Source organism: Malaciobacter marinus (genome assembly GCF_003544855.1).
Classification (GTDB): Bacteria; Campylobacterota; Campylobacteria; order Campylobacterales; family Arcobacteraceae; genus Malaciobacter; species Malaciobacter marinus.
Genome location: NZ_CP032101.1, coordinates 900,071 through 913,255, shown reverse-complemented (window position 1 = coordinate 913,255; position 13,185 = coordinate 900,071). Strand labels below are relative to the sequence as shown.

The window sequence follows — 13,185 nt, the reverse complement described above, 5'->3', positions numbered from 1 at the left end:
ATATTACTTATTGTGTTCAAACTCTGGAACTATCTCTTTTAACTTCTTGATTTTATCTTCACAAACTAGAAGTTCTTGAATATCCTTGTTTAGTTTATCTATATCATATTTTGTAGAGCTTGCTACCATGATTGAGTCATAGTCTGTTTTTTTATCACTATCATTTATAAGTAGTTCTTCATAAAGTTTTTCTCCTGGTCTTAATCCACAAAACTCTATTTTTATATCTTCTTGTCCACTTAACTCACACATCTTTTTAGCTAAATCTACGATTTTTACAGGTTCTCCCATATCAAGTATAAATAACTCTCCACCTTTTCCAATACTTGCAGCTTGTAGTACAAGCTCACAAGCTTCTGGTATAAGCATAAAATATCTTGTAATATCTGGATGAGTTACTGTAATAGGTCCTCCAGCTTCAATTTGTGATTTAAACTTTGGTATTACGCTTCCACTACTTCCAAGTACATTTCCAAATCTTACAGCTACTATCTCTGTGTTTTCTTTTGTATTTGCATTTTGCGCATACAATTCACATATTCGTTTTGTTGTACCCATGACATTTGTAGGTCTTACTGCTTTATCTGTTGAGATTAATACAAACTTTTCAGCTTCGTATTTTATAGATAAATCTATACAGTTTTTTGTTCCAAGTATGTTGTTTGAAATACCCTCAAGTATATTATCTTCTACTAAAGGCACATGCTTATATGCAGCTGCATGTATTACTATTTGGGGTTTGTATTTTTTAAAGGTCTTTTCTATAAAGTCATAGTTTCTTACATTTTGCATCACTGAGACGATATTTGGGGAGTGTAGTTCTTCTGTTATTTTATATAGATTATACTCACTATGATCAAGTAAAACAAGCTGTTTTGCACCAAATTTTTTACACTGTCTACTTATTTCACTTCCAATACTTCCACCAGCACCAGTAATAAGTACTATTTTATCTTTTATAAAGCTTTCGATTTTATGTTTATCCAAATCTTGAGGATGCCTTGCAAGTAAATCTTCAACAGATATATTTTTAAGTTGCGTTGTAAAATCTTTGTGTTCAAGTATCTCTTCAAGTGATGGAAGAATTCTAATCTCTTTAAAATACTCTCCAAGTTCCTCATATATATGTTTTATTCTACTTTTCTTTACACTTGGCATAGCAATAATCAAAAGATCAAGTTTTTGCCCTGCTAATCTCTCTTTTAGTCTCTTTTTTGACAAGATATGAATAGCATCAATTGATCTTTTTTGTAAAATTTTATCATCATCTACAAAGTACTTTACTTTATATTTACTCTCTCGAAACTCTTCTTCTAGCTTCATCCCAGCTTTTCCAGCACCATAAATAACTAACTCTTTAGTCTTTGCAACCTTGCTTCTATTTATCAAATAATGATAAGAGTACATAGAAAAATTTATAGCAAACAAATAAAAAGCAAGCTCAGAGGCCATAAAAGCAAATCTAAGTTCCCCATAATAAAAAGGCATATAGATACAAAAAGCTATGATATAAACAATACTTTTCATAATAAAAGTTTTTTGAGTAGCCTTTGACCAACTCAAACTAAAATCTTTGAAAATCAAAAGAGAAGCCAGCATTCTTATAGCTATCACTCCTAAAACAAATCTTATCTCAAACTCCATATGAAATATAAAAAAAGTCCACCAAAAAGTAATAATCGTAAGAGCAATTATCACTACAAAATTAAGTATTCGTTTATCAAGTCTTAGCATCTATCTTTATCCTAATATTTATTTTTCACGGAAGCGCGAATTTATTCGTGCCATTTTCAACAAGCTCCATCATACTCGAATAAATTCGAGTCTCCAAACGGAAGCGCAAATTCATTCGTGCAAAGCCCACCTCACAAAAGACTCGAATAAATTCGAGTTTCCGAAAAGGCAAAATTCATCCATCACATTCGGAAGCGCGAATTCATTCGTGCAAAGCCCACCTCACAAAAGACTCGAATAAACTCGAGTTTCCAAAAAGGCAATCCTTATCTAATCAAAGCTTTTCTTTCCATCTACAAACCTCATGACAAAAGCCATCAAAACCATCGACACGAAAAATGCTACAAATACATTTGCTATAAAATACAAAATATCAAATTAAATTATCTTTGATTACATCACAAATCATCTGTACATCATCTTTATTCATTGTTGTACTACTTGCTACACAAAGCCCTTTTTCAAATAACTCTTCACTTGTACCATCAACTATAGCCTTATTGTTTTTAAATAATTTTTGCATATGCATAGGTTTCCATAAAGGTCTTGATTCTACATTTACTTGTTCTAAAGCCTTCATAATTTTATTGTAATCTGATTTTTCAAATATCATAGCGGTAAGCCATCTATTCCCTCTACTATTGTCAAGTTCTGGCATAAACTCAACTTCATCACAATCTTCTAAAAACTCTTTATACCAATTGAATATTTCTCTTTTTTTCTGTACACGCTCTTCTATAACTTCCATTTGTCCTACACCAATAGCTGCTAAAACATTTGACATACGATAGTTATATCCATACTCTTCATGCTCATAGTGTATAAAAGGTTCTTTTGCCTGAGTAGAGTAAAACTTCGCTTTGTCAATCCAGTCTTTATTTGAACTCACTAGCATACCTCCACCACTTGTAGTTAAGATTTTATTTCCATTGAAACTGTATATCCCAAAATCTCCAAATGTTCCTGTGTGATGACCATTATAAGTAGCACCTAAACTTTCAGCTGCATCTTCAATCAGATATACTCCATGAAGATTACAAATATTAGCTATTTTTTCTATATCAGCACACTGTCCATATAGATGAGTTACTATTAAAGCTTTTGGTTTCTTATCACATTCGCATAAATATTTGTTTAGAAGTTTTGGTGATAAATTCCAACTCTCTTTATCACTATCTATGAAAACTGAATTTGCACCTTGATAAAGTATAGCATTTACTGAACCTATAAAAGTAAAAGTAGAAGCTAATACATCATCTCCCTCACCAACTCCTAAAACTCTAAGAGCTAAATGAATAGCAGCTGTTCCAGAAGTCACTGCAAGAGCATTTTTTGTACCTGTATAATTCTTTATACTGTCCTCAAATTTATTTACATATTCACCAAGTGGTGCTATATAATTGCTTTCAAATACTTTTTCAATATACTTTAATTCATTTCCACTCATATGTGGAGCACTTAAAAAAATTCGTTTATTCACTTTATATCCTCTATTTCTCTACACGGATTACCATATGCTTTTTTAAAATTGTTAATATTTTTTACTACAATTGACCCAGCACCTATAACTGTATGATTTCCTATTATTATACCTTGTATCACATTAGAGCCTATTCCAATATGAGTATATTTACCAACCTTTACATCTCCTGCAAGTGCAACATTTGGTGAAATATGTACAAAATCATCTATCACACACTCATGCTCAATAACACAAGAAGTATTTAATATTGCGCCTTCACCTATAGTGGCTTTTGCATTTACTACTACATTTGGCATGATAACTGTTCCTTTACCTATAGTTGCACTTGAAGATATTATGCTACTTGGATGAATTAAACTTATTATCTTAAATCCACTATTATGAACTTTTTCAAAAAGTTTTGCTCTTATAGCATTACTACCTATTCCAAAAGCAATAGGAATATTATTAGTTTTTTTAATATCTTCAAAAGTTGGATATTTGTTTTTTCCATCATCAATGAATATAATATTTTCGTAACCATTATCTCTTGCAATATCTGCAACTACAAGACCATGGCCACTTGCTCCATAAATATATAACTCTTTCATCTTACTTTGTCCCAGTAAATTTTTCCATTGTAGCACTGCTAGAAGAACTAATATCACTTCTTTTTACAACTTTTAAAAAAGTTAACCAAAGTATTTTCATATCTAATAGAAAAGATTGATTATCAACATACCAAACATCATAATCAAATTTTTGTTCCCAAGAAATAGCATTTCTTCCATTTACTTGAGCCCATCCTGTGATACCTGGCTTTACATCGTGCCTTCTTTTTTGTTTATCAGTGTAAAGTTTTAGATATTCAATAAGTAATGGTCTAGGACCGACAAAGCTCATCTCTCCCTTAAGTACATTAAACAACTGAGGAAGTTCATCTAAACTTGTACTTCTAATAAACTTTCCAACTCCTACTAGTCTTTGCTCATCTGGAAGCAAATTCCCCTCTTTATCTTTTTCATTTGTCATAGTTCTAAATTTATATATACCAAATATCTTTTCTTTATATCCTGGTCGCTTTTGTCTAAAAAGTATAGGACTTCCCATCTTCCAAAGTATAAGTAAACTCACTACTATATAAATAGGTGAAAAAAGAATTATTAAAAATAGCGCTAAGGTTTTGTCAAATAGTGATTTAAGCATTTGAAACCTCTTTTATTAGCTCAATATACCGTTCAGCTAATTTCTCTCTATCAAATTTTTCTTTTACTAATTTGTAGCCATTTTCTCCAAAAGCTTTTAGTTCTATATCACTCATATTTAAAAACTTATCAACTACTTTTTTAAACTCTTCTAGGTTTTCAGGTTCTGCATAGAGCCCACACTTTGCTTCATTTATTAAATCTCTTGTTATACCATCTATAGTTACAAATACTGGCTTTTTACAGCTCATATAGTCAAATACTTTGTTGGGATATACTGTCTTAAAAGTATCAGTCTTTTTGAGTATTGCCATACATACATCACTTGCATTTACATAGTCCACTACTTCATGCTTAGGTACTGAGTCTATAAACTCTATGTTTTTAAGATTATACTCACTAGCTTTTTGTTTTAAAAGTTTTTTTTGCATACCATCACCAATAAGTACAAAGTGAATATTATCATATTCTTTAAAAGCCTTTGCAGCTTCTACTACTTGCATAAGGTCATTTGCTACACCATGGGCTCCAAGATAAGTAAATACTTTTTTGTCACCCCAAGCAAATTTTTTTCTTAACTCACTTCCTTTATGTTCTTCCCCCATTATAGAAAAATCAGCACCATTTGTAATAATCTCTATTTTATCTATAAACTCTGGATATCTTTTTTCTATATTTTCTTTAAAAGCAGGTGTGAGTACAACTATTTTTTTACTATATTTATAAAGTCTATGTTCTAACCAATATAAAATTTTTAATAAAATCTTATTATTTAACACACCAGTTGCTACAGCTGATTCTGGCCACAAGTCTCTTACTTCAAAGATAAAGGGTACTCTTTTTAGTTTCGAAACTATTATTGCACTAATCCCTACAAAAATAGAAGGTGAAGTTACTATATACACATCAGGTTTTTTTAGAAATAGTGCTTTAAGTAAAGATGAAAATGTATAGGAAAGATATCCTATCACTCTACCTACAAAGTTACTATTGTACCCAGAATAAGTCCAAGTACGATACAGAGTGATATCTTCATCTACTTTTTCAGTATTTGACCAAGTGTTTGGAAGTATCTTTTTTCCTGTAGCATAGTGGATATTTCCCGCTATAACATCAGTTATAAATCCTGCTTTTTTACTAAAAAAAGATGTAAATTCATTCCATCTTGAACCACCTGGGTCGTTTTTACCTAAAAAATATTGATGAAAAAGTGTTATTCGCATATAGTATCAGTCCTTTTTTTCTATTATTGTTTTTATCTCAAAGTCTTTAGGAGTATCAATCTCAAAAACTATTCTAATACCCTCATCATAAAAGTTATAATAATCAGATATATAACTAGTCTCTACTTTATGTCTTATATTTGAAGAGATAATAAACTCATCAACTTTCAAGCTATATTCATCTATTTTATCTATATCAAACTTTGTATTCCAAATTTGTTTTATATTTGTATCTTCTTTAATATTTTTTATATTATCTATTACTATTATTTTATCATCTTCTAGTTTTATATCTCTTTCGTGAACTACTCCAAACTCTTTTTTGTATGCGTAGTTCTCACCTAAAAAATGATTTTCATCAAAATCAATACATTTTGCTTTCGTCCAGTTTGAGTATCCAAAGTTCAATACTTGAGCCATCTGATTTGAATTATTTATCATCACAGTGTTATGTCCAATGACACCTATGAAATTGTTTTTAAACTTTTTGTCAGTGTTGTATGAATACGACCCTGCATCACAAAATATATTCTTATTATCACTCCAAATATCAAGATGAAACATGTCATTTGAAGCTGGTCTATCTTTGTAGCTATGGCATCTAAGAAAGCTAAAAAAGTTTTTGTTTTTTAATATATAGTATCCACCATCATTAAATTTTATTTTTTTATCTAACTCTCTAGTTTCTTTATCTTCTAAAGAAAAAAACTCTACTAACTTTTTATGTCCTTCAAACAGACTATAAGCCCTATTTACTACGCTAGCAAAGTTTAAACTACTTCTAAAGTCTCTATAGTTATCACCTGTTAGTGGGAATAAGTTTGCCCCATCATTTGAGCCATAATTTGGAAGCCATCCATTTTGTTGTACAAAAGAGTTTAAAAACTCTATCATTTTTTGATGTCGTTGCTCTAGTTCTATCGGTAAGTTATAGTTCATCTCTTTTGATACAACCATCACAAAAGAAAGTACATCTAAAGCAAGTCGTTGATAAGTAAAAGAGTGTTGAATATATGAACCATTACTATATACCTGATATGATGTCTCTTTTAGTAAATAATTCAAACCTTTTTCTACAAAATATTTTGACTCTTTAAACTGAGGAAATAAAAGTCCACCTATAAAAAGTCCAGCAGCTTCGCTTATAGAGTGATTGTTTTTAACTGATTTAGCTGCATAATCTATATTTGCATCTACTCTTAGAAGTGAAGTATAAATATTCTGTACTATCTTTTGCTCATCTTCTTTAGTAAAAAACTCTCTAAAATATTCAAGTGCATTTATCCAAGCAAAGATTCGAAAACTTATCTCCTGACCACACTTATAGTTTACTCCTAGCGGGTATGGATTTTTCTCTATCCATTCCAACATCTGAGCTATACATTCTTTAGCATACTTTTCATCTTTTGTAATGCTATAAGCATTTATAAAGTAATACACTTGAGGAAACCTAGAAGCCTCCCATATAAGCTTTATATCTCCATACTCTCCAAAGTCTGGCAATCTATTCCATGCTATTGCACTGTCTGCCTTAACTTTTGAGATAGGATTCATCTGCCAATTGATACTTCCATCTTCATTATAATCAAAATACTCATTTGAAAAAGCAAATATTTTACCACTCAAAGCATTATCAGCTTTTTCTATAAATGACTTACTTCCAATAAAGTCTTTATTTACTAAGTCAATTTTTTTATAATAAAAATTTTTCACATCATAACTAGAGACTTTTTTAAGTATTTTGTTATTGACCTTATCAAAATAGTTTATCTTTTTAAGTAGCTCATACTTTACTCTAAATACGAACCAATCAAACCCCATAAGCTTGATGTACTCATATATTGGTTTGGCTTTATTTAATAAGCTCATTTAACTCATCTTCTAATTCACTTATTTGAACTACTCTGTTTTCTTCAAGTGATCTTACATGTGCAAATGTTGCAAGTGTAGTATTTACTAATGACTCAAAAGATATAAGATTTTCTTTTGAAGATTTGATACTCTGTACAAATCCTACCATCTCATCTTTGTGTCCTTTATCTTGATTCCATTTTTTCATACCACTAGCACCGTATGCATCTACTTTTTTATAATTATCTAGCTCAAAAACTTTCCCTTCACAAAACAGATTCATCTGCTCTTTTGGATATGATTTATTTCCATTTGCAAGATAACTAAGAGTTCCTATTGAGCCATCTCTAAATCTAAGATTTAATATCACATTATCATTTTTTATAGCTAACTCTTTTTGGCTATTTAGTGCTACACTACTTACAGACTCAACTTCACTATTTGCTAAAAAGCTCATAGTATCTATAAAGTGACAACCCTCACCAATAATACGACCACCACCTACAATAGGGTCATGCACCCAAAGATCTTTTGGTAAGGCTCCTGCATTTATAGTCATATTCATAGCAAGTCCGCTACTTCTACCTTTTGTTTTTTTATGTATATCTTGGATAAATGGTGAAAATCTTCTATTAAACCCTACCATCAGTTTTGGAAGTCTGCTTTCACTTGCTAATCTATTACAACATTTCACTACCTCTGCTAACTGTTCCATATCAACAGCAAGTGGTTTTTCTACAAATACATTTTTTCCAGCTTCAAGTGATTCTATAACTAAACTAGCATGATTGTTGTGTCTAGTAGTTATAAAGATAGTATTAATTTTTTCATCTTTTAAAAGCTCTTTGTAGTCGGTAGTACTGTACTCAAAGCTAAACTTTTTAGCTGCAAGTGAACTAGAGAGTCCTTTACTACTAGATATCCCTACAAGCTTTGCAGTTGAATCTTTAAGTATAGGAAGAACTATCAGTTTTGTAAAGTTTCCAGCACCTATAACACCAATTCCAACTTTACTTGAAGTAATACTGCTATTTGAAGCTACAAGATTTACTTTTTTCTCTACTTTTACATTCTCTTTTGTTTCATACTCTAGTACTACACCCAATGCATCTCGATTGTTTAGTATCTCATTGTAAGCTTTTGGAGCTTCTATGAACTTATACTTATGTGTTACGAGATAATCAAAGTTTAGTCCACCACTTGAAAGAAGTTGTAGTATAGCTTGAAAGTTTCTATTTTCAGTCCATCTTACATATCCTACTGGGTAGTCTATCCCCTCTACCTCATACTTGTCATCATATCTTCCAGGACCATAAGAACTAGAAATATGAAAAGCTATCTCTTTTTCATAAAAAGGTGGTCGTGGTATGTTCATACCAATTGCACCCACTGCTACGATACGACCTTTTCTTCTTGTGATCTCTGCTGCTTGTTCTAGTGGTCCATTTGACTTTGTAGCAGCTGTGATAATCACACCATCCACTCCTATCTCATCTGTATGGTTTGCCACAAAAGATATAGGGTCTTCTCCATTTGCTGGGTTTAATGCTATAAAGCCATTTGACCTTGCAAGTTCCACTTTGCCATTATCTATATCTACCCCTATTGCTTCACATCCATTTGCTTTTAAAAACTCCATAGTGATCTGACCTATAAGCCCAAGACCTATCACAACTACTTTTTCACCAAGCGTAGGTTGAAATAGTCTTATACCTTGTAAGGCAATAGATGCTATGACAGTAAATGAAGCTTGTTCAAAAGATACACCATCAGGTATCTTTGCCACAAGATTTTTACCTACGGCTACTATCTCACTATGAGCCCCATTAGATACTACTCTATCACCAGCTTTAAACTCAGTGACATTACGACCTACTTCTATAACAGTCCCTGCATTACAGTACCCCAAAGGCATAGGCTCTCCCAGTTTTGCAAATACAGTTTCAAGTGTAGGGACAAGTCCATCTGTTTTTATCTTATCTAGTACCATCTTTACTTTGTCTGGTTGAGCTTTTGCTTTTTGTATGTAAGACCCTCTACCAAACTCTAAAAGCATTCGCTCTGTACCTGGAGAGATTAAACTTCGCTCACTTTTTATAAGTACTTCATTTGCTCCACAGTTTGGAAGAGGTATCTCTTCTAATAATATTTCACCCTTTTTAAGGTCTTGTAGTAGTTGTTTCATAATCTTATTTTATCCTTTTTGTAATTAATTCCGTTTGACACATAACCTATTATTAACCAAATTATAATTGATGAATAAGGTGTTCTCATAGGTGTGTTTATATTAAAACTCACTAATAATAATGTAATTAATATTATTGCAACTAGTTGAAATTTTCTATCATACTTTGATAATACTAAAGCTTTTTTTATTGCAAAAATAAAAATAAAAAGCATACTCAAGAAAAAAAACAATCCACCTTTTACAAAATATTCTATCCATTGATTATGAAACGTACCTTCTGGAAAATATTCTGAAATTAAAAAACCTTCACCAATAATTATATTTAAGTTTGGTAAGTATTCTAAAAATCTTAAGATTTGTTCTATTCGACCTCCTGATAAATCATATCCCTCCATCGAAGAATCAAATATTAACATAAGTTTATTATAAATATATAAATCTTCTATATCAAGAAAAAGAACAATTAAAACCAAACTAAAAAATAATAGAGATATGACTTTTAATATTTTTAATATTGAAATATTTTTAATATTTAGTAGAAAAAATAATAAAAACATAAATAGCAACATTGCAAGTGGTTCTCTAGCTGCACTAACAACTATTTCAAAAAATATAAGAGATGAATAGATATATTTATATTTTATATTACTAAATAATGTTAAAAATAATATTATTGATAATACCAATGGATAAGAAACAAGTTTTTGATAAATTGTCATAAAATAGAAAATATTATCAGTTCCTCTATTAATAATTGCATCATAAATATTTTTATTCAATAACGTATCTAAAAAATGAATTGAAATAAATGTACATAGTGATATTGATAATATTTTAATCGTGGAGTCAAGATTGTAGTTCTTTGATATTTCTTTTCCTATAATATAAGAAAAAACTTGGGGAATAAAGTACAATAGAAAAAGATTTAAATTAACTGTTTTTAAATCAAGAATTAATATAGAGAAAGTTAGAGTAGCTATAGCTATAATCAAACTTAATAAAATGAATATATCAATAAAACTAATTTTATATTTTTTAGTTATTAATACATATAATCCAATTAAAAACGTTATGTAATATGATAAGGGTAATACTTTTGCACTTTCAAATCCAGAAGTATTATATACAGTACCATTTAAATAGAAATATATTGGTACAATAATCAGTATTAAATATATTGTTGTTATATTTAAAATCAAATATAATTCCTTTTTATCTTTTTAATATGATAAATAAAAAGTAATGTGATTAATATAAAATTGACAATTGAACCTATAATTTGTCCAATTGCAACACCGTAAACTCCCCAAGAAAAAAACAAATAATATCCTATTAACAAACTACTAAATGTAGAAATTAAAACTATATATATACTACTATGTATAACTCCTAAACCAACTAATGCACCACCTGTGATAGTATATGTAGATATAATTAAATAGTTCACTAGTAAATAGATAAGAATATCAAGCACTTGACTATACTCTTGACCATAATAGTAATTAACTACAATATAAGCTAATAGATATAAACATAAAGACACTACAATAGAAAAAGGAATCATTAATATTTGATACTTAAGTAAATTATTTTTCAGCCAAGTATAATTATTTTCATTTTCACTAAAATGAGGTGTGATAATAGATTGTGCTGTTCCATTTATAACATTACCTGCCATAAAAAATATTATGGCAATTGAATAATACCCTATTTCATCCTTAACAGCTTCTAAATAATCTAATAAATAAATATCTGAATTCTTTCCCACAACTGTAATTATCATACCAATAAATGAAAAGAAGGCATAGCTATTAAATTTCTTAATTTTAGAATTGTCAATATTAAACTTAAATAAATTTCTATCTAGATGTTTGAAAAAAATAATAGTACCAAGTATGTATGAAATAATAGTTGAATAAATCAAACCACTAAAACCATATAAATAAGTAAATATAAAAATTAATACAATAAAAATTAACCTAATTAAGACTTGAAACTTTGCAACATTTTTTATTTCTTTTAATGCTTGAAAATATGCAAGGAACAAATAACCTAATGCAGCAAAAGGTATTACTATTGAATATCTATATAGCCAATACTCAATATCTTCATTTTTTGTTAGTAATCCAAGTTTTAATAAAGTAAATAGTAAAAAAATAGAAATGATACTAAAGAAAAGCACTATTACAATACTCTTCTTTAAAATAGCTTTCTTCTCAAATTTTGGTCTTTTCTCAGATGCAGTTTTTAATAATGCAACATTTACACCAAAAGTTGCAAATGTTATAAAAAATAAACTATATGATTGAATTATTTTAATATTTCCAATCTCTTCAGCTGAAAGAATCTTTCCTAAAAATAATACTAAACCAAAACCAAAAAACTGAACTAAAAAGTTTGAGCCAAGTAAGTGAAAAAAACCCTTATTATAAATATTTTCAAGAAAATTTTTTATCATTTATTTGAAATCTCTTCATATATTTTTAATAAATCATCAACTACTACTTTTACATCATGATATTTTTCAACATATGTCCTACTATTTTTTCCTATTTCATATCTTTTTTTAGAATCTAAAATAAGGCCTTTTAATACATCATATATAGTATCAGGATTGGCAATAACAAGAGGTAGTTCAGGAGGAAACTTAGATTTTAAATCATCTCTTATGTATGTTATAGTTGGTTTACCTGCTGCCATAGTCTCAACTGCAGTAACACCATGAGAACCACATCTCAATTCATCAACATATATATCGCAATTAGTTATTTCTTTATACATTTCCTCTTGTGTTATTTGTCTTTTTAAAACAAATTCAAATTTATAACCTTCTTCCTCAAGTCTTTTTACTGCTTCTTTTATATATACTGTACCTTTTACTATTGGTTCAGTAGGAATATGCAATATTCTAGGTATATCATTATTTTCATCTGGATATATACAATCAATAAGTGATAAATCAACAGGTTGTCTGAATAAAAAAACCTTTTTAAAATATGGCTTAGCATAGTCTATAAATTCAGGATCAGTTACTACATAATCAAGTCTTTTACTCCATGACCAAAATCTAATTTTTGTTTTTATATCCCTTATAAATGTAGAAAATGAATTTTTTAAGAAAAAGTGCTCATTTAATTCATTAGCTAATTTAATCTCTCTAACATCTCCTCCACCAAAAGTTATAATCATTGGTATATTATGTTTTTTATATAATCTTCCTTCATATAACCAATGTAATTCTCTAAAAAAAATATTTGAACTATGATAATGTACTAGTGACACTTCTTTAGGTACATCATGTAGATACTTAAGTAAATTATAAATTTTTATAAAAATATTATCACTTTTTTTATATAACGCTCTATCAAATTTTAATCTTCTATTTAAATCTTTCCACTCACTATCTAAGTAAATAACATTTTTGCTATTTATACTTCTATTCCTTAATTCTTTTGCTATTTTATAAGGCCAGCCAGCTAAACTTCCAAATTGCAATATATATTTATCTTCCACTATAAACTT

10 protein-coding genes are annotated in these 13,185 nt (G+C 29.3%); all 10 read right to left on the bottom strand.

Annotated features, from left to right (window positions below; translation table 11 throughout):
- Positions 1-3: 3 nt before the first annotated feature.
- Positions 4-1,734 carry a UDP-N-acetylglucosamine 4,6-dehydratase (configuration-retaining) gene (gene pglF / locus AMRN_RS04460; protein WP_099311678.1) on the bottom strand — a complete coding sequence of 577 codons (1,731 nt, stop codon included), beginning with the start codon at positions 1,732-1,734 and terminating at the stop codon, positions 4-6.
- Positions 1,735-2,107: 373 nt separating this feature from the next.
- A complete protein-coding gene (pglE, locus tag AMRN_RS04455) occupies positions 2,108-3,214 on the bottom strand; it encodes a UDP-N-acetylbacillosamine transaminase (RefSeq protein WP_118897368.1) in 1,107 nt (368 codons plus the stop codon).
- A complete protein-coding gene (locus AMRN_RS04450) occupies positions 3,211-3,807 on the bottom strand; it encodes a NeuD/PglB/VioB family sugar acetyltransferase (protein ID WP_099311676.1) in 597 nt (198 codons plus the stop codon). Before AMRN_RS04450 ends, pglE begins: the two co-directional genes overlap by 4 nt.
- Before the next feature lies 1 nt (position 3,808).
- Complete coding sequence (pglC, locus tag AMRN_RS04445) at positions 3,809-4,402, bottom strand: undecaprenyl phosphate N,N'-diacetylbacillosamine 1-phosphate transferase (RefSeq protein WP_099311674.1); 594 nt, start codon at positions 4,400-4,402, stop codon at positions 3,809-3,811.
- Positions 4,395-5,624, bottom strand: a complete 1,230-nt coding sequence (locus tag AMRN_RS04440) for a glycosyltransferase family 4 protein (RefSeq protein WP_099311672.1) — start codon at positions 5,622-5,624, stop codon at positions 4,395-4,397. Before AMRN_RS04440 ends, pglC begins: the two co-directional genes overlap by 8 nt.
- 6 nt (positions 5,625-5,630) lie before the next feature.
- Positions 5,631-7,493 carry a heparinase II/III family protein gene (locus AMRN_RS04435; protein WP_099311670.1) on the bottom strand — a complete coding sequence of 621 codons (1,863 nt, stop codon included), beginning with the start codon at positions 7,491-7,493 and terminating at the stop codon, positions 5,631-5,633.
- Positions 7,477-9,660, bottom strand: a complete 2,184-nt coding sequence (locus tag AMRN_RS04430; RefSeq protein WP_099311668.1) for a bi-domain-containing oxidoreductase — start codon at positions 9,658-9,660, stop codon at positions 7,477-7,479. Before AMRN_RS04430 ends, AMRN_RS04435 begins: the two co-directional genes overlap by 17 nt.
- Positions 9,657-10,862 carry a hypothetical protein gene (locus AMRN_RS04425; protein ID WP_099311666.1) on the bottom strand — a complete coding sequence of 402 codons (1,206 nt, stop codon included), beginning with the start codon at positions 10,860-10,862 and terminating at the stop codon, positions 9,657-9,659. The genes AMRN_RS04430 and AMRN_RS04425 overlap by 4 nt, the downstream gene beginning before the upstream one ends.
- Positions 10,859-12,121, bottom strand: a complete 1,263-nt coding sequence (locus AMRN_RS04420; protein WP_099311664.1) for a lipopolysaccharide biosynthesis protein — start codon at positions 12,119-12,121, stop codon at positions 10,859-10,861. The genes AMRN_RS04425 and AMRN_RS04420 overlap by 4 nt, the downstream gene beginning before the upstream one ends.
- Positions 12,118-13,176, bottom strand: a complete 1,059-nt coding sequence (locus AMRN_RS04415; RefSeq protein WP_099311662.1) for a glycosyltransferase family protein — start codon at positions 13,174-13,176, stop codon at positions 12,118-12,120. The genes AMRN_RS04420 and AMRN_RS04415 overlap by 4 nt, the downstream gene beginning before the upstream one ends.
- Between the last annotated feature and the right edge of the window lie 9 nt (positions 13,177-13,185).

Excerpts from the sequence above, each read along its gene's own strand:
- AMRN_RS04420 (WP_099311664.1), bottom strand. The coding sequence starts at position 12,121 with ATGATAAAAAATTTTCTTGAAAATATTTATAATAAGGGTTTTTTTCAC.
- pglF (WP_099311678.1), bottom strand. The coding sequence starts at position 1,734 with ATGCTAAGACTTGATAAACGAATACTTAATTTTGTAGTGATAATTGCT.
- AMRN_RS04440 (WP_099311672.1), bottom strand. The coding sequence starts at position 5,624 with ATGCGAATAACACTTTTTCATCAATATTTTTTAGGTAAAAACGACCCA.
- pglC (WP_099311674.1), bottom strand. The coding sequence starts at position 4,402 with ATGCTTAAATCACTATTTGACAAAACCTTAGCGCTATTTTTAATAATT.
- AMRN_RS04430 (WP_099311668.1), bottom strand. The coding sequence starts at position 9,660 with ATGAAACAACTACTACAAGACCTTAAAAAGGGTGAAATATTATTAGAA.
- AMRN_RS04435 (WP_099311670.1), bottom strand. The coding sequence starts at position 7,493 with ATGAGCTTATTAAATAAAGCCAAACCAATATATGAGTACATCAAGCTT.
- AMRN_RS04450 (WP_099311676.1), bottom strand. The coding sequence starts at position 3,807 with ATGAAAGAGTTATATATTTATGGAGCAAGTGGCCATGGTCTTGTAGTT.